Raw genomic sequence first — 17,272 nt, 5'->3', positions numbered from 1 at the left:
GCTGGGCCAAGCGGCGTAATCACTTGCTGTGCCTGTGGAACGATCGCGGGGTGAACGCGCGATTGGTCGGCTACTGGTCGGAGTCGGAGCTGTACCCCGGCTCGCCCGAGTACACCGAGCTCGGCTTCCGCGCCGACGGGACGGGCTGGCAGTACTGGTCGAGCTGGAGCACGGAGTTCGCCGTCCACCGCTTCGACTGGGCGGAGCCGCAACCGGGCCGGCTCACCCTGAGGCTGCGGATGGAGCTCGACGGCACGTGGTCGCTGGACGGCGCCAAGGTCGCCCACCGCGTCGAGCGCCGGCAGCACGTGGACGAGCTCATCGAGCTGGCCTGGGCCCTCGAGCCGGGCCCGGAGCTGACGCTCGGGCGCCCGCTCGACGAGTTCCTGGGCGGCACGCGCTTCCGGCCCGTCGAGGGCGGCGGCACGGACCCGACGCTGGCTTAGGCGGGCCGGCGCCGGACTTCGTCGAGGCGCGCCCAGCCGCCGTTGGCCGCGAGCAGCGTCAGCACCTGCTCGGCCTGCTCGGCGAAGCGCGCGAGGTCGTCGTGCAGCAGGGCGGCGCGTTCGCCGTCGAGCTGGTCGAAGTCGTCGAACCAGAGCGAGATGGCCGAGCCCGCCGTGACGGCGAGGCCCTGCGTGAGGCTCAGGAACCCGGGCGACGGCTCCGCGGCGGCCGCGCGATAGGCCGTCTCGATCTCGTCGCAGGCGGCGAGCAGGTCACGCAGCTGGCGGACGGCACCGGCGGGCGTGCCGTCCCAGGCGGCCGTCGGCCAGGCGCGGTCGGACAGCTCGAGCCACAGCCGCCAGCCGGCGACCAGCTCGGCTTCGTCGTGGGGCGTCCAGGACGCCGGAACCGGCCAGTACATGCTTCGAGAGTGACACCGCCGGAGCGGAAATCCGCCCCGGCGGTGGGTTATGTCTCATGTGGCGAAACTCAGCTGATCACCGGCGGCACGGGCACGCAGGGCGGCGTCTTGGCGTGGGCCGGGTCGAGCGCGTTGAGCACGAGCCCCTCGGCGACGGGGTCGTAGGTGATGCCGAGGTGGTCGGTGAAGTCGAGCACGCAGACGTTCTGCAGCAGGATGTTCTTGACGTTGGTTTTCTGCGGCAGGAACGCGCTCGTGTACGGCGTGACGACGTCGTCGTACCGGGTCTGGATGACGGTGTACTGGATGCCGTCGACGGTTTCGCCACCGGCGTTGAGATCGGTGAGGAAGGCCGAGCCGACGGCCTGTTCGTTGCAGGCCTGGCAGACGGTCCCGAGCCCGGCGGGCACCCCGGGGATCATTTCGAGGGTGCTGAGCAGGCCGAAGAGGTCGGTCCCGTGGTTGGAGGGCGAGAGCCCGACGAGCCGGCTGATCTTGCTCGCGCCCCCGAGGTACTTGATCCAGTACCGGACGTTCATCCCACCCTGCGAGTGCCCGACGACATCGAGCTTGGCGGCCCCGGTGGTGGCGAGGATCTTGTCCCCGAAGGCGGCAAGCGCTTTCGTGGTGTCGGCGATGGGCCCGACGGTCTGCAGGAAGGAGCCGGGCGCCCCGCCGAAGTTGCCGGCGAAGACGCAGTAACCCGCGTTGGCGAGTTTCTGGGATAGGTTGGCCCAGTTTTCGTAGGCGTTGGCGGTGGTCCCGTTGGAGAGAAGAACGGGATTGGGATGCGCGGCGGTGGGTTTGCAGTTCCAGTCGTTCGCCCCGGGAGGAGCGATGGTCGGATCGCCGAGCGAGTAGGCGGCGGCGGTGAGGATGTTGGGCTGAACGGGCCCGGTGGGTTCCCGCCCGGCGGCCTGCCCGGCCCCGGCCCCTAGAGTGAGTGTCACCGCGGTAGCGACGGCCACCGTGAGCCACCTGCGCGTCGTTGCACCCATCCGGTTCACCTCTCTGTGAAGGATGGTGATCCACGTCACCAGAGAGTTAACGCGCAAGTAACTTGTCCGGACACTCCCCCTGGTGAGTGATTTTCGTGCCCGGTTCCACCTGCTAGAAGCCTTGCGACCCACTTAGCCGAGGCACGCCGGGGGCCGAGGTCCGGCCAGGGGCTGACCAAGCCAGAAACCCGAGACCCAGACCTCCCCGCAACCCCGATCCGAAGCCAGAACACGGCCGGCGGTGCCGGGTCAAGGCACGCTTTCCCGCCTTGACGCGGTACCGCCGGCCGTAGTCACAATCGGGCATCGGGGTGGCGAAGACCAACTCGGGCTTCCGAGGGGCGGCGAGTCCGGCCCACACACAAAACGGCCCCCAGCGCGATAACCGCGCCGGGGGCCGTTCCCAGATCCCGAAGTTCAGCCCTTGAGCAAAGCCCGAGCCATGACAACCTTCTGAATCTGGTTCGTACCCTCGTAAATCTGCGTGATCTTCGCGTCCCGCATCATCCGCTCAACCGGGAAGTCCCGCGTGTACCCAGCCCCACCGAAGAGCTGAACGGCATCCGTGGTCACCTCCATGGCGATGTCCGACGCGTAAGCCTTCGCAGCCGAAGCCATGAACCCGGCCCGCTTGTCCCCACGCTCCGAAGCCGCCGCCGAGGCGTAAACCAAGTGCCGAGCAGCCTCGATCTTCGTCCCCATGTCGGCCAGCATGAACTGGACGCCCTGGAACTCGGCGATCGACTTGCCGAACTGCTTGCGGTCCTTCACGTACGCCACCGCCGCGTCGAGCGCACCCTGGGCGATACCCAGCGCCTGCGCGCCGATCGTCGGGCGCGTGTGGTCCAACGTCCGCAGCGCCGTCTTCAAGCCCGTGCCCGGCTCGCCGATGATCCGGTCCTCCGGGATCGTGCAGTTCTCGAAGTAGATCTCACGCGTCGGCGAGCCCTTGATGCCGAGCTTCTTCTCCTTCGGGCCCACCGAGAAGCCCGGGTCGTCCTTGTGCACGACGAACGCCGAGATGCCGTTGGCCTTCTTTTCCGCGTCCGGGTCGGTCACCGCCATCACCGTGTACCAGGACGACTCGCCCGCGTTGGTGATCCAGCACTTCGTGCCGTTGAGCACCCAGTGGTCGCCGTCGAGCCGGGCGCGCGTGCGCATCGACGCCGTGTCCGAACCGGCCTCGCGCTCCGACAGCGCGTACGACGCCGAAGCCTCGCCCGACGCGATCGAGGGCAGCACCAGCTTCTTCACGCTCTCCGAACCGGACAGGATGATCGGCTGCGTGCCGAGCTTGTTGACCGCCGGGATCAGCGACGCCGACGCGTCGACCCGCGCGACCTCTTCGATCACGATGCAGGCACCGACGGCGTCCGCGCCCTGGCCGTCGTACTCCTCGCCGATGTGGACGGCGTTGAACCCGGACTTGACCAGCGCGTTGTACGCCTCGATCGGGTAGCGCTCGTTCTCGTCGACCTCGGCCGCGTACGGCGCGATCTCCTTCTCGGCCAGGGCCCGGACCGCAGCCCGCAGCTCCTCGTGCTCCTCGGCAAGCTGGTACAGGCCGTCGGTCACTTCGGGTCACCTTCTCTACGACGTCGGGAGAGTCCTGCTCGATGTTAGCGCTCGTTCACCGACCGGCTGCGTCCTTGTGTCGCGGACCGCAGAATTCGTAAGGTCGAGTGATGCCGCTCACCGCGCCGACGACGCCGCCCGGGTTGCCCACCTCCCTCGACTACCCCGAAGTCCCGGTCGGTTCGATCCTCGCCGCGGGCGCCGCGCGCTGGGGCGACCGGACCGCCTTCGCCCACGACGGCCGCAGCCTCACCTTCACCGAGACCTACCGCGCGGCCTGCCGCTTCGCCCACGCGCTGCGGGCGCAGGGCGTCGGCCGCGGCGACGTCGTCGCGCTCCACCTGCCGAACTGCCTCGCCTTCCCGGTCGCCTACTACGGCACGATGCTGGCCGGGGCCACCTTCAGCCCGGCCAACCCGCTGCTCCCGCCGGACGACCTCGCCTTCCAGCTCACCGACTGCGAGGCCGCCGCCGTCGTGACGTTCGGCCCGGTCGCGGGCGCGCTGGCGAGCGTCGCCGACCGGATCCCGGCGCGGCTGACCGTCGTCGTCGGGCCGACCGGCGACCTGCCCGAAGGCGGTTTCGAGTTCGAGGCGTTCCAGGCCGGCCACCCCGAGACGCGTCCGCCGGTGGACACCGACGTCCACGCAGACCTCGCCCACCTCGCCTACACCGGCGGCACCACCGGCCGGTCGAAGGGCGTGCGGCTCACACACCGCAACGTCGTGGTCAACACCCTGCAGCACTCGTGCTGGGGCAGCGGCTCGGTCCCGGCGCTCGACGCGCACGGCGACATCACGCTCGACCAGATCGGCAGCGAGGACGAGTGGCCGACGCGGCTGGGCACCGGCGTCGCGATCAACCTGACGCCCTGGTTCCACGCGATGGGCATCATCGGCGGCCTGAACGCGGCGGTGATGGCCGGGACGACGATCGTCCTGCACTCGCGCTTCGACCCGCCGGCGTACGTCGCCGACGCCGAACGGCTGCGCATCACCGGCATCGGCGGTGCGCCCGCGCTGTTCGCCGCGCTGCTCGCGACGCCGTCGTTCCACACGGCGGACCTGTCTTCGGTGCGCGCGATCGGCTCGGGAGCCGCGCCGATGAACCACGCGATGATCAACGCGCTGCGCGAGCGGTTCCCGGGCGTGGTGGTGAGCGAGGGCTACGGCCTCACCGAGGCGACGATGGGCGCGGTGATCTCGCCGACGTACGCCTCCGGCACGCGCAAGGTCGGCTCGGTGGGCGTCCCGATCTTCGACACCGAGGTCAAGATCGTCCCCGCCGAGGGCGGCGAAGACCCGCTCCCGGGGGGCGAGAAGGGCGAGGTCTGCCTGCGCGGCCCGCAGATCATGCAGGGCTACCGCAACCGCCCCGAGGAGACGGCGGCGGCCCTGGTCGACGGCTGGCTCCACACGGGCGACATCGGCATCCTCGACGCGGACGGCTACCTGTCGATCGTGGACCGCAAGAAGGACATGCTGCTGTACAAGGGCTACAACGTCTTCCCGCGCGAGCTGGAGGAGCTGCTGATCACGATGCCGGGCGTCGCGGCGGCCGCGGTGGTGGGCCGCCCGGACACCGAGGTCGGCGAGCTGCCGGTGGCGTTCGTCGTCCCGCGCGGCGAGCTGGACGCCGACGAGCTGATGGCCGCGGTGAACGAGAAGGTGCTGCCGTACAAGCGGTTGCGGGAGGTGCACGTGGTCGAGCAGATCCCGGTGTCGGCCGCGGGGAAGGTGCTCAAGCGCGAACTGCGGCAGCAGCTGATCGGCAAGCTCGACGGCTGAACCGGAGGACGTCCCGGGGCGTGGGCGGCACGGAACCGTCCGCTCCCCGAGAGGAACCTCCAGATGCGGAAACTCACCCGGGCCGTCGTCGCCGCGATCGCCTCCCTCTGCGCTGTCGTCGCCGTGGCCGGCGAGGCGAGCGCCGACTAACCGACGACGCCGTTCGGGCGCTACGAGATCACCGGCGGGGCCACCGCCGGCGTTCTGACCTGGTACAACTGGTCAGTCGGCGTGCAGGGCTACGTGTCGACAGCGCGAACGTGGCCCGCGACAGCACGGTTTACTTCGACTTCTACGGAGCCAGCGACTTCTGCGTCGGCCAGACCCGCACGGCGGCCGACGAGACGCGGAGCTTCAACTTCACCGTGCAAGGTCCCGTTGGCGGCATCACGAGAGTGCGGATCCAGCTCTGCAACGTCAACGGCTGCACGGGCTTCCACGATTTCCTCCGCTGACGCACGTTCTCCGGGCCGGAAGCCGGCGCCGGTCGACCGTGCTAGCGGCCGGCCTTGGCGCGCAACGCCGCGTCCTTGTCCAGGACCAGCTTCTCCAGATCCTGCTGGAACTTCGCCATCTTCGTACGCAGGCTCTCGTCGGACGCTGCCAGGATGCGGACCGCCAGCAGGCCCGCGTTGCGCGCGCCGCCCACTGAGACCGTGGCCACCGGGATGCCCGCCGGCATCTGGACGATCGACAGCAGCGAGTCCATTCCGTCCAGGTACTTCAGCGGGACCGGGACGCCGATCACCGGGAGGACCGTCGCCGAGGCGACCATGCCCGGGAGGTGGGCCGCGCCGCCCGCGCCCGCGATGATCACGCGGATGCCGCGGGCCACCGCCGACGTCGCGTAGTCCAGCATGCGCTGCGGGGTGCGGTGCGCCGAATACACGCCGACCTCGTACTCGACGCCGAACTCGTCCAGCGCAGCGCCGGCCGCCTCCAGCACCGGCCAGTCCGAGTCGCTGCCCATGATCACGCCCACCTGCGGCGCCATACCCGATACTCCCGTCAGTGGATCTCGTAGCCGTCGAGCCAGACGGCGTGGGACAGCCAGTGCGCCGACAGCAGCGCGCGGTTGCGCAGGTCCTCCATGCGCTCACCGGTGAAGTTGACGTGCCCGAGCTTGCGCCCGGGCCGCTCCTGCTTGCCGTACAGGTGCACCCGGACCTCCGGGTACCGCGCGAACAGGTGGTGCAGCCGCTCGTCCGGACCCATCTTCGGCGGCTCCGGCGCGCCCAGCACGTTCGCCATCACGCACGCCGGCGCGATCAGGTCCGTCCGGCCCAGCGGGTAGTCGAGCACCGCGCGCAGGTGCTGCTCGAACTGGGACGTGCGCGAGCCGTCCATCGTCCAGTGCCCGGAGTTGTGCGGGCGCATCGCCAGCTCGTTCACCAGCAGCCCGGTGTCGGTCTCGAACAGCTCGACCGCGAGCAGCCCGGTGACGTCCAGCGTCGACGCCACCCGCAGCGCGAGGTCCTGCGCCTCGTGGACGCGCTCGGGCGCGAGGCCCGGCGCCGGGGCGAGGACCACGGTGTTGATGCCGCCCTCCTGCACCGTCTCGACCACCGGGTACGCCGCGCCCTGGCCGAAGGGCGAGCGCGCGACGAGCGCGGCCAGCTCCCGCCGCATCGCCACCTTCTCCTCGACGAGCAGCGCCGTGCCCGCTTCGAGCAGTTCCGGCACGGTCTCGCGGGCGTGCTGCGCGGTGTCCAGCATCCAGACGCCGCGACCGTCGTAGCCGCCGGTCGACGCCTTGAGCACCACCGGCCAGCCGTGCTCGCCGCCGAACCGCACCACGTCGTCCACAGTGGACACCTCGGCGAAGGCGGGACCCGGCACGCCGAGCCCGGCCATCATCTCGCGCATGACCAGCTTGTTCTGCGCGAAGCCCAGCGCGCTCGGCGCCGGCCGGATCGCATAACCCTCCATCGCCAGCGTCAGCAGGTGCTCGCCCGGCACGTGCTCGTGGTCGAACGTGAGCACGTCGACCGAGGCCGCGAACTTCCGCAGCGCGTCGAGGTCGGTGTGGTGCCCCAGGGTGACGTCGCCCGCGACGAGCCCCGCCGCTTCGTTCTCGCTCGCGGCGAGCACGCGCAGGGACTGGCCGAGGGAGATCGCCGCCTGGTGGGTCATCCGGGCCAGCTGGCCGCCGCCCACCATGCCCACGACGGGCAGACCGGTGTGTTTGTCCATAGCGCCGATCAGCCTAAACGGTCACCAGGCCGGTCGACCGCCGGACCAGGCGTAGCTCACGCGCCGCCAGCCCGAGGATCCCGGCCGCCGCCGCGAGCACGTAGACGTTGCCGAGGACCGACCAGCCCAGGCCCCAGCCGAACTCGCGGTCGCCGCCGTTGGGCACCAGCATCACGATCTGTGAGGCGAACAGCAGCGCGACCGCCGCCGCGGCCCACCACCGCACCTTCACCACCAGCAGCGTGAGCAACGGCACGCACCAGACCCAGTGGTGCGACCACGACACGGGCGACAGCAGCAGCCCGTAGAACGCCGTCACCAGCAACGCGGCCGCGTCCTCGCCCCGCCGGTGCAGCCGCACGACCAGCCACACCGCGGGCCAGGCCAGCACCGCCGCCACCCCGACCGCCACCGCCAGCGACCAGGGAGCCAGCTCCGAAGCCCGGTTGACCAGCCCGTTGAGCGACTGGTTGAAGATCCAGTGCACCGACCCGACCCGGCTCGGGTCGGTCGCCGAATCCCGCCAGAACCGCGCCGCGTCGACCGGGATGACCGCGAACATCACCGCTTCGAGCGCCACGAACGTGCCCAGGGCCCGCAGCCCGTCCTTCCACCGGCCCGTGAAGAACAGGTGCGGCACGAAGATCAGCGGGGTCAGCTTGATCGCCGCCGCCACGCCGATCAGCACGCCCGCCCAGCGCGACCCACGCACCGAGAGCACCAGGACATCCAGCACCACGAACGCCATCAGTATCAAGTTGATCTGGCCCAGGAACAGCGTCTTCCACACCGGCTCCAGGACCAGAGCGATGGCCGTTCCCGCCGGCAACGCCCACCAGCTTTTCACCCAAAGCTGAGGGGAACGCCCCGGCGACGACGAAACCACCGTGATGACGACGATAAGGGCGACCACCGACAAAAACGCGATCACGCCCCACACCAGGCCGGACGGCACCAGCGCGAGCGGCAGGAACAGCGGCGCGGCGGCCGGCGTGTAGGTGAAGGGCAGCCGCACCCAGTCCGGCAGCGCGGTCAGCACGTCCCGCGTGTACAGCGGATCGCCGTGCACCAGCGTCAACGCTCCGGCGCGGTAGACGGCGCTGTCCGCGCCCAGGTGCCACCCGGCCAGCCAGACGACCACCCCGAACGCCAGCACCAGCAGCGCGATCCCGCCGGCGGCGAAGCGACCGGCGCGCGCCTCAGACGCCGGTCGTGACGTCGACATGCTCGTCCGAAGCCGCCTTCTCCCGCGCGCGCCGCTGCAGGCCCCAGCGCAGGATCAACGCCGCCGCAAGCACGACCGGCATCAGGATGTAGGCGTCCCCCAGTACGTTCTGCCACACCTTCCAGTGCAGTTCGACGTTGCGGCCGTTCGGCAGGATCAGCAGCACGCAGCTGACGAACACGAACGCCACCAGGCCGGTCCCGACCCAGCGCTTCCACGCCGTCTTCGGCGTGGTCTTCGGCAGCCGCGAGACCAGCAGCACGATCAGCGGGATCACCCACACCCAGTGGTGCGTCCACGAGATCGGCGAGATCAGCAGCGTCCAGAACGCGGTGACGAGCAGCGCCGCCAGGGCCTGCCCCTTGCGGTGGAAGCGGATCAGCAGCCACAGCGCCGGGATCGCGAGCAGGAAGCCGATGCCCATGGCCGCCTTCGACGCCCACGGCGCGAGGTCGGTGGCCCGGTTCATCAGCGCGTTCAGCGACTGGTTGCCCGCCCAGTGCACCGGCCCGATCCGGCCGGTGTCCGGCAGCGTCACGGTCCAGTACTTCGCGGCGTCGTGGGCGTTGATCAGGAACATCAGGCCCTGCAGCACGAGGAACGTCGCGAAGCCGCGGATCGCGTCCATCCGGCGGCCGGTGACGAACAGGTGCCCGAGGAACACCAGCGGCGTGAGCTTGATCGCCGCCGCGACGCCGACCAGCACGCCGCCCCAGCGGCTCCCCCGCGCGCCGATGACCAGCATGTCCAGCAGGATCATGGCCATCAGGATCAGGTTGATCTGGCCGAGGAAGATCGTCCGCCACACCGGCTCGAGGCCGAGGAAGACCAGGAAGAACACGATGGTCGAGCGGGCGGGCGAGGCCCACCAGCGCGGCCCGTCCGCGGCCGGGCGGGGCAGGGCGCCGATCGCGATCCGGATCGACAGCGCCATCGCGGCCAGCGAGACGGCGGTGATCAGGCCCCAGGAGATCTGCGTCGGGAAGGCGGCGAGCGGCACGAAGATCAGCGCGGCCGTCGGGGGGTAGGTGAACGGCAGCAGGGCCCACCACGGCTCGGGGGCCAGCGTGTTGGCGTCGTAGAGCGAGTCGCCGTGCAGCAGCGTCAGCGCGCCCGCCCGGTAGACCGCGCTGTCGACGCCGAGCACCCAGTCGTGCTGCCAGCCCCAGATGCCGTACCCGACCGCGACCAGCGGGATCACCGCGAGGATCAGGATCGACCGCGGGCGGACGGACAGGCGCGCGAGTGACTTCCGCAGGGCCAGGCGGTGCTGGGGTCCGGCCGCGATCGCGCCGTCGACGTCGGTGGGTACGGTCCGGGTCACCTCACCAGGAAATCATGACCCGCGCGATCCCGGTCGGAAGGGTCCGGGCGGAACCGGACTTTTCGCACGTTCTACACCCGCGCGAGCCGCGCCAGCAGTTCGCAGGCCATTTCGTGGGTGGCCGGCAGGCGCACAGCCGACACCCGCGGCCGGCCGACGTCGGCCAGCTGCGAATCGACCGACAGCCGCTCGTGCAACGCCCTTCGCAGCGCGACGCCGTGTGAAGCGACTCCCTCGTCCTTCGGGACCAGCGCGGCGACGACCGACGGACCCAGCGAGGCGACGCTCTGCCCGCTGTCGAACACCGCCCGCAGCGCGTCCGCGACCAGGATCATCCCGGTCAGCCGCGGGAACCCGGCGATCGTGCTGAGGTCGAGCGAGACGAGCAGGAGGACGTGGTCCTCGGCCGCGGGCCGCTCGCGCGCGGCGGCGGCCTGGTAGACCTCGGCGAGCCGCGTGCGCAGGTAGGCAGCCGAGGGCAGGCCGGTCAGCGGATCGGTGACCTCGGTGTGCGCGAGCTGGTCGGTGGCGACGTCGGCCCAGGCCAGCGCGGTGGTCCGGAGCAGCCGCGCCGGGGTGGCGTCGACGTCCGGTGCGACGAACCCGTCGTCGCCGTGGCCGAGCACCGCGTGCAGCGCGGCCAGGTCGGCGAGGGTTTCCGCGAGGCCGGCACCGGCCGCCGCGCGCGCCCTGGCCAGACCGGCCAGCGCGGTTTCGGCGGCTTCGACGCGGCCCTTGGCCATCACCGCCGCGCAGACGGCGTCGACCTCGGGCAGCGCCCAGTCGCTGGGGAAGCGCCAGCCCGCGGCCAGGCTGGCCGTGCGCCAGCGGGCCCGCAGCGCGAGCAGGGCGCGGTCGGCGGGCGGAGCGTCACCGGGACCGGAACGCGCAGCCGGAACGTCCACTGGCCCCCTGTCCCTTTCATCCGGTCCGTGTCGATCTTGCTCGGTGCTTCACGGTGAGGACGTGCCCCGCTGGATCCCGTGACGCGTACTCGCGAGTTTTGTTAAGAAGCTTTTCCACGGCGCTACCCGGGGATGGGTGATTTTGCTCCGCCGTCGGAGTCAACACCCCGACCACCGCGTGACGGCCCGGGGTGGGTCAGTCACACTTGTCTCGCGCCCCGGACCGGCCTGTAATGGCAGGTCCTGGCCCTAACCGACCGAGGAGTGCCGTGTCCACCGTTCCCGCCGATCTCAGCGGAAAGAGTGACGCCGAGCTGATCGCCGAGGTCCGCGCCGGGAAGATCGAGTCGTACGGGCCGCTCTACGAACGCCACACCGGCGCGGCGCACAACCTCGCTCGTCAGCTGGCCCGGTCGAGCTCGGAAGCCGACGACCTGGTGTCCGAGGCGTTCTCGAAAGTGCTGGACACGCTCCGTGGCGGCAAGGGTCCGGATACCGCCTTCCGGGCGTACCTGCTGACTGCGCTGCGTCACACCGCGTACGACCGCACGCGCAAGGAACGCCGGGTCGACCTCAACGAGGACATGACCGACGTCTCGGCCGAGGCGCTCACCGTGCCGTTCTCGGACACCGCCGTCGCCGGGCTGGAGCGGACGATGGCCGCCAAGGCGTTCGCGCGGCTGCCCGAACGCTGGCAGGCCGTGCTCTGGCACACCGAGATCGAGCAGCAGAGCCCGGCCGAGGTCGCGCCGCTGCTGGGCCTGACCGCGAACGGCGTCTCGGCGCTCGCCTACCGCGCCCGCGAGGGCCTGCGCCAGGCGTACCTGCAGGTCCACCTGCAGGAAAACGCCGAGGAACGCTGCCGCGCGTGCGCCGAGCGGCTCGGCGCGTGGACCCGCGACGGACTGTCCAAACGCGAACGCAACCAGGTCGAGAACCACCTCGACGAGTGCGAGAACTGCCGCGCGCTGGCCGCGGAGCTCGCCGACGTCAACGGTGGGCTGCGCGCGATCATCGCCCCGATCGTCCTGGGCGGCGCGGCGCTCGGCTACCTCGCGACCATCGGCGCGGCGAAGGCCAGTGCGGTCACGGCCGCGACCGCGGGTGCGGCGGCCGCCGGTGCCGCCGCGGCCGGGGGCAAGGCCGGCGCGGCTGCGGGCGCCGCCGCCGGCCCCCGCCAGTTCGCCGGGGTCGCGGCCTCGGGCACGGCGATCGTCGCGGCCGTCATCATCGCGCTCACCGCCGGTGGGGGGACGCAGGAGATCCCGGTCGCGGCCCAGCAACCGCCGCCCGCGGCCCAGCCCGCGCAGCCGCCCCAGCCGGCCCAGCCCCCGGCACCGCCGAAGCCCGCTCCGCCCGCGCCGCCGCAGCCGCCGCCTGTGGCGCCGCCGGTCGCGCCCCCGCCGCCCGCGGTCCAGCCGCCCGCGCCGGCCCCGCCACCCCCGGCCCCGCCCGCGCCGGCCCCGCCGTCGATGTCCGCGACGTCCCCGCCGGGCGGCGTCGAGCTCAGCCCCGGCTCCGCCACGAACCTGCCGATCACCGTCCGCAACGACGGCGGGAGCGTGTCCGAGCCGGTGGCCGTCGCGCTGAAGCTGCCCCCGGGCGTGCACGCGGTCAACGCCGGTGGCGGCGGCGCGCCGATGGCGTTCGCCCAGGAAAGCGCCCCGATCTCGGTGAACTGCCCCGGCGGCGACGGCACGGTGACGTGCAAGACCGGCGCCGGCCTGCAGCCCGGCCAGAGCGCGACGCTGAACTTCCGGCTCCAGGCCGACCAGGACGCCGAAGGCGGCACGGTGACCGGGTCGGTCACCGCCGGCGTGCAGATCAACGTCTCGGTCAGCGTCAAGATCACCGTGAAGCAGCCGCCGGACGCCGTGGTCCTCGAAGCGCAGGGCGACGGGCTTTCGGCGTTCCCGTGGACCCGCAACCCGCTGGTCTACGTGCGGGTCCGCAACACCGGCGAGACGACCCGGCCGGTCACGGTCACCTTCGACCACCCGCTGTGGCAGTGGTGGAGCCTGCGCGGCTTCCCCTGCACGACGACGGCCGGCAGTGCGACCTGCACGACGAACAGCGCCGTCGCCCCCGGCCAGCACGTCAACCTGTGGGTGCGGCTGAAGGGCCGTCCCGACGACGGGCGCGTCACGATCGACGCGCAGCTGGGCAAGGCTTCGGCGGCGCCGGTGACGATCGACTTCGGTTGCTACCACCACTGGTGCGGCAAGGACCCGCTGCCGACGACGTCGTCGACGCCGTCCTCGACGACGCCGTCCAAGCCGAAGCCGACGTCGCCGAAACCGTCCTCCACCCCGCCGACCACGACCTCGGAGACCGAGCCGACGCTCGAGCCGCCGGCGTCGTCGACCACGACCAGCGCGCCGCCGCGGCCGGGCACCAAACCGGGCAACCAGCCGCCGACCGCCACCCCCGAGAAGGGATTCGGCTGGCTGACGGGGTAGCGTCCGCGCGGTGCGCGAGCTGCTGAAGAAGCATCGCGAGCTCCTCCGCTTCGCCGTCGTCGGCGGGATCAGCTTCGTGATCACGATGTCCGTCAACTACGGCTTGAAGTTCACCGTGCTGCGGACCCACCCGGTGACGGCGCTGATCGTCGGCGTCCTCGTCGCGACGATCTTTTCGTACGTCGCCAACCGCGAGTGGTCGTTCCGCACCCGCGGCGGCCGCGAACGCCACCACGAGGCGGCGCTGTTCTTCCTGTTCAGCGGCATCGCGCTGGGCTTGAACGCGCTGCCGCAGTGGTTCTCGCGGTACGTGCTCGACCTGCAGGCGCCGCGGCTGTCGCCGTTCGGCGTCGAGGTGGCCGACTTCGTCAGCGGGATCATCATCGGCACGTTGCTGGGCACGGTGTTCCGCTGGTGGGCGTTCAAGAAGTGGGTGTTCCCGGCCGACGGGGCGCGGGTTCTCGAGGTCGTGGAGGATCCGGACATTCAGGACCGCAAGGCCGCCTGAACCACAGGTCAACGCGGTGTGCTCCTAGACTGCATGGTGTGACCGTTGTGGAGACCGTGCTCAAACGCACGCCGGAGCCACTGCGTTCGGTGCTGATCAAGCACCGGGAGCTGCTGAAGTTCGCGATCGTGGGCGGCACGACGTTCTTCGTCGACAACGGCGTCTGGTACTTCCTCAAGCTGTCCGTGCTCGAGTCGAAGCCGACCACCGCCAAGGCGATCGCGATCATCGTCGCGACCATCGTGTCCTACATCCTCAACCGCGAGTGGTCGTTCCGCACCCGCGGCGGCCGCGAACGGGCGCACGAAGCCACGTTGTTCTTCGTGATCAGCGGCGTCGCCGTCGTGGTGAACCTGATCCCGCTGTACGTGTCGCGGTACGTGCTGCACCTGGAGGTCCCGCACGTGACGCGGCTGGTGCAGGAGGTCGCGGACTTCGCGAGCGGGTCGATCATCGGCATGCTGCTGGCGATGTTCTTCCGCTTCTGGGGCTTCAAGAAGTGGGTGTTCCCGGACGAACTGGGCGAGCGCCGGCGCGACAACGGTGACGTGACCCGACTGCGCTGACCGCGGCTTGCCCGAGCTGATCTCCCCCGACGCCCGGTGGCACGCCGCCTGGCTGGAGGCGCACGCCGAGTGGGGACCGGGCCCCCAAGAGGACGGTTTCGGCCTGCGGTCCTCCGACGAAGTCGGCACGCGCGAGGGCTTCGCGACCTGGCTGGCCCGGCTGGCCGGCGACGCCTGTACGTACCGCTGGATCGTCGAAGGCGACCGGGTGCTCGGCGGAATCGCGCTGCGGCACGGCTTCGGCGAGTTCGTCCGGCAGTTCGGCCACATCGGCTACGGCGTCCGGCCGTCCGCGCGGGGACGCGGGGTCGCGAGCTGGGCGCTGGGACGCGTGCTCGGCGAAGCCTGGACCCTCGGCATGTCCCGCGTCCTGGTGGTCTGCGCCGCGGACAACCTCGCTTCGATGAGGACCATCGAGCGCCACGGCGGCGTGCCCGAGGCGTCACCCGACGAGCGGGTCCGGCGGTATTGGATCGAAAACTACTTGTCCCCTGACATGTAGTTGTCTACAGTCATCCTCGTCAGTGTTCCTTCGTGAGGACGCCGTCCGGGTTCGGCCGGGCGAGCGGGACGATTCGAGGTGGTTTCCGAGCGCGAAGAGGTCGCACCCGTCCGCGGGTGACGATGGAGCCTTTTCCCGACTCGACGGGACGCGTTTCCCACGCGTCCGCATCTCTCGTCCCTTCTGACGAAACAAGGACTTTTCTTGAGCACGACCGCGCTGAAACGCGCCCAAAATACTGCCCTCACCGGCCTTTTCCTGTCCGTCTTCCTCGCGATGCTCGACGCCCAGGTAGTCGCCACCGCACTCCCCCGGATCGCCGCCGACTTCGGCACCACCGGGGCCTACGCCTGGGTCACCACCTCCTACCTGCTCGCCGGGAGCCGTCACCGCTCCCCTCTACGGCAAGCTCGGCGACGTCTTCGGCCGCAAGCGCGTGCTCCTCGGCGCGCTCGCCCTGTTCCTGCTCGGCTCGCTCGCCTGCGGGCTCGCGCCGTCGGCCGCGGCGCTCGTCGCCGGGCGCGTTCTGCAGGGCGCCGGCTCCGGGGGCCTCTTCGTCTCCATCGGCGCTTCGCTCGGCGAGATGTTCACGCCCCGCGAAGGCGCGAAGTACTTCGGGTGGTTCTCGATCTGCTTCGCCGTCGCGTCGCTCGCCGGGCCCGTGGCCGGTGGGCTGCTCACCGCTGTCGCCGGGTGGCGGTCGATCTTCCTCGTCAACCTGCCGCTCGGCTTGGTCGCCGTCGCGCTCCTGCCGAAACTCGACCTGCCGAGACGACGGCGGCAGGCGCCGTTCGACTTCGGCGGTGTCGTCCTGCTCGGCTGCGCCATCACCGGGTTCACCCTGCTCACGCCGTGGTCGATCACGCTCGGGGCCGTCGCCGCCGTCGCGTTCGTGTTCGTCGAACGCAAAGCCGAAGCCCCCGTGCTGCCGCCAAGACTCTTCAGTGACCGGACGTTCACCGTGCCCGTCCTGCTCAGCGTGCTCGCCGGGTTCGCGTTCCTCGGCTCGGTCAACTACCTCGCCGTCTTCCTCCAACAGGACGCGGGACCGGCCGAAGGCGGACTCCTGCTCGCGCCGATGACGCTCGCCGTCGCCGCTTCCTCCGTCGTCGCGAGCAAGGTCATCGCCCGCACCGGGCACTACCGCTGGGCGCCGCGGCTCAGCATGGCACTCGGCCTGCTCGCCGTCCTCGGCCTGCTCACCGTCGACGCGCTCCCGCAGGTCGTCGCCTGCCTGATCGCCTTCGGCCTCGCGGCCGGGCTGAACCTGCAGGTCCTCGCCCTCGCCACGCAGAACACCGCGCCACCGGAGGACCGTGGCGCGGTCGCCGCCGGCGTCAACCTCGCCCGCGCGCTCGGCTCGAGCCTCGGCCCGGTCGCGCTCGGCTTCGCCTACGCCGCCGGCACTCACGGCGTCTTCCTCGCCTTGCTGCCGGTCCTCGCGCTCGCCCTCGTCACGGCGTTCGCGCTCCCCAACGTCCCGCTTCGCGGAAAAGGAGAATCCCGATGATCTTCGTCTTCGGCGCCACCGGCAAGGTGGGCCGCGCCCTCGTCCCCGCCCTGCTCGACGCCGGCGCCGCCGTCCGCGCGCTCACCCGCGACCCGGCCAAGGCCCGCATCGACCCGCGCGCCGAAGTCGTGCGGGCCGACCTCGACACCGCGGACCTGCCCGCACTGCTCGACGGCGCCGACCGCGTTTTCGTGCTGACCCAAGCCCACAGCGCCGACCGCGAAGCCGCCGTCGCCCAAGCCGCCGCACGCGCCGGCGTCACCCACCTCGTCAAGCTGTCCACCACTGGTGTCTACTTCGGACAGACGGACCCGATCACCCGCGCCCACGCCGAAGCCGAGCAGGCGGTCCGCGAAGCCGGGCCGGCCTGGACGATCCTGCGGCCCGGCACCTTCATGGACAACCGGTTCTCCTGGCTCGGCTCGATCCGCGACGAGAACGCCGTGTACGTGCCCGAAGGCGACCCCACGTCGGCACTCGTCCACGTCCGGGACATCGCCGCGGTCGCGACGCTCGCCCTCACGACGTCCAGGCACGAAGGCAAGACCTACGAGCTGACCGGCGGCGAAGCCCTCACCACGGCCCAGCAGGTCGCCGTCCTCGCCGAGGCGATCGGCCGACCGATTGAATTCGTCGAGGAACCGGAAACCGCCGCGCGGAAACGCATGGTGCGCCGATTCGGCTGGCCCGCGGAAGCCGTCGACGGATTCTTCGCTTTGAAGCGGGAATCCGCCGGGCACGAACACGTCGTGTTCGGCACCGTCGAGCGCCTGCTCGGCCGGCCTCCGCTGACCTTCGCGAAATGGGCAGGTGAGAACGCGGCCGCATTCACCTACCATTACGGGGGGTGAC

At 71.1% G+C, this 17,272-nt stretch carries 17 protein-coding genes; 9 read left to right on the top strand and 8 right to left on the bottom strand.

Going from position 1 to position 17,272, the window contains the following annotated elements; genetic code table 11:
* Positions 1–50: 50 nt before the first annotated feature.
* Positions 51–446: a hypothetical protein gene (locus tag ACZ7OH_RS40835; RefSeq protein ID WP_470285797.1), complete on the top strand. Its 396-nt coding sequence runs from the start codon at positions 51–53 to the stop codon at positions 444–446.
* On the opposite strand, the gene ACZ7OH_RS40830 is transcribed toward ACZ7OH_RS40835, so the two are convergent.
* The 3 genes from ACZ7OH_RS40830 to ACZ7OH_RS40820 form a co-directional block, all read right to left on the bottom strand.
* The gene (locus tag ACZ7OH_RS40830; protein ID WP_470285796.1) at positions 443–868 is read right to left on the bottom strand and encodes a hypothetical protein; all 426 of its coding nucleotides are present in this window, start codon (positions 866–868) and stop codon (positions 443–445) included. The genes ACZ7OH_RS40835 and ACZ7OH_RS40830 overlap by 4 nt on opposite strands.
* Positions 869–936: 68 nt before the next feature.
* Positions 937–1,866, bottom strand: coding sequence for an esterase/lipase family protein (locus ACZ7OH_RS40825; RefSeq protein WP_470285795.1), 930 nt, complete (start codon positions 1,864–1,866; stop codon positions 937–939).
* A 417-nt stretch (positions 1,867–2,283) separates the two neighbouring features.
* Positions 2,284–3,441, bottom strand: a complete 1,158-nt coding sequence (locus ACZ7OH_RS40820; RefSeq protein WP_436389947.1) for an acyl-CoA dehydrogenase family protein — start codon at positions 3,439–3,441, stop codon at positions 2,284–2,286.
* Positions 3,442–3,551: 110 nt separating this feature from the next.
* Between ACZ7OH_RS40820 and ACZ7OH_RS40815 the strand changes: the two genes are divergently transcribed.
* Complete coding sequence (locus tag ACZ7OH_RS40815) at positions 3,552–5,228, top strand: class I adenylate-forming enzyme family protein (protein ID WP_470285794.1); 1,677 nt, start codon at positions 3,552–3,554, stop codon at positions 5,226–5,228.
* A 260-nt stretch (positions 5,229–5,488) separates the two neighbouring features.
* Entirely contained in the window at positions 5,489–5,683 is a 195-nt protein-coding gene (locus ACZ7OH_RS40810) for a hypothetical protein (RefSeq protein ID WP_470285793.1), read from the top strand.
* A 41-nt stretch (positions 5,684–5,724) separates the two neighbouring features.
* Here the strand turns inward: ACZ7OH_RS40810 and purE are convergent, their stop codons facing one another.
* From purE to ACZ7OH_RS40785, 5 genes are all read right to left on the bottom strand, one after another.
* Positions 5,725–6,222, bottom strand: coding sequence for a 5-(carboxyamino)imidazole ribonucleotide mutase (purE, locus tag ACZ7OH_RS40805; protein ID WP_470285792.1), 498 nt, complete (start codon positions 6,220–6,222; stop codon positions 5,725–5,727).
* A 14-nt stretch (positions 6,223–6,236) separates the two neighbouring features.
* Entirely contained in the window at positions 6,237–7,421 is a 1,185-nt protein-coding gene (locus ACZ7OH_RS40800) for a 5-(carboxyamino)imidazole ribonucleotide synthase (RefSeq protein ID WP_470285791.1), read from the bottom strand.
* Between the two features lie 13 nt (positions 7,422–7,434).
* Positions 7,435–8,646 (bottom strand): glycosyltransferase 87 family protein, encoded by a 1,212-nt coding sequence (locus tag ACZ7OH_RS40795; protein WP_470285790.1) that lies wholly within the window; start codon positions 8,644–8,646, stop codon positions 7,435–7,437.
* On the bottom strand, positions 8,621–9,970 hold the full coding sequence (locus ACZ7OH_RS40790) for a glycosyltransferase 87 family protein (RefSeq protein ID WP_400900224.1): 1,350 nt from the start codon (positions 9,968–9,970) through the stop codon (positions 8,621–8,623). The genes ACZ7OH_RS40795 and ACZ7OH_RS40790 overlap by 26 nt, the downstream gene beginning before the upstream one ends.
* A gap of 71 nt (positions 9,971–10,041) precedes the next feature.
* Positions 10,042–10,875, bottom strand: coding sequence for a GGDEF domain-containing protein (locus tag ACZ7OH_RS40785; RefSeq protein ID WP_470285789.1), 834 nt, complete (start codon positions 10,873–10,875; stop codon positions 10,042–10,044).
* Between the two features lie 269 nt (positions 10,876–11,144).
* Between ACZ7OH_RS40785 and ACZ7OH_RS40780 the strand changes: the two genes are divergently transcribed.
* The 6 genes from ACZ7OH_RS40780 to ACZ7OH_RS40755 all read left to right on the top strand — a co-directional run bounded on the left by ACZ7OH_RS40780 (position 11,145) and on the right by ACZ7OH_RS40755 (position 17,271).
* Positions 11,145–13,334: a sigma-70 family RNA polymerase sigma factor gene (locus ACZ7OH_RS40780; protein WP_470285788.1), complete on the top strand. Its 2,190-nt coding sequence runs from the start codon at positions 11,145–11,147 to the stop codon at positions 13,332–13,334.
* 10 nt (positions 13,335–13,344) lie between these two features.
* Positions 13,345–13,842 (top strand): GtrA family protein, encoded by a 498-nt coding sequence (locus ACZ7OH_RS40775; protein ID WP_400900230.1) that lies wholly within the window; start codon positions 13,345–13,347, stop codon positions 13,840–13,842.
* Between the two features lie 38 nt (positions 13,843–13,880).
* Positions 13,881–14,408 carry a GtrA family protein gene (locus ACZ7OH_RS40770; RefSeq protein WP_400900232.1) on the top strand — a complete coding sequence of 176 codons (528 nt, stop codon included), beginning with the start codon at positions 13,881–13,883 and terminating at the stop codon, positions 14,406–14,408.
* A 7-nt stretch (positions 14,409–14,415) separates the two neighbouring features.
* Positions 14,416–14,910 carry a GNAT family N-acetyltransferase gene (locus ACZ7OH_RS40765; RefSeq protein ID WP_470285787.1) on the top strand — a complete coding sequence of 165 codons (495 nt, stop codon included), beginning with the start codon at positions 14,416–14,418 and terminating at the stop codon, positions 14,908–14,910.
* Between the two features lie 436 nt (positions 14,911–15,346).
* Complete coding sequence (locus ACZ7OH_RS40760) at positions 15,347–16,420, top strand: MFS transporter (RefSeq protein ID WP_470285786.1); 1,074 nt, start codon at positions 15,347–15,349, stop codon at positions 16,418–16,420.
* Positions 16,417–17,271, top strand: a complete 855-nt coding sequence (locus tag ACZ7OH_RS40755; RefSeq protein WP_470285785.1) for an NAD(P)H-binding protein — start codon at positions 16,417–16,419, stop codon at positions 17,269–17,271. Before ACZ7OH_RS40760 ends, ACZ7OH_RS40755 begins: the two co-directional genes overlap by 4 nt.
* The last annotated feature ends 1 nt before the right edge of the window (position 17,272 follow it).

It is taken from the genome of Amycolatopsis sp. NPDC114478 (assembly GCF_055633805.1).
This window is presented reverse-complemented; position numbering and strand designations above follow the sequence as displayed.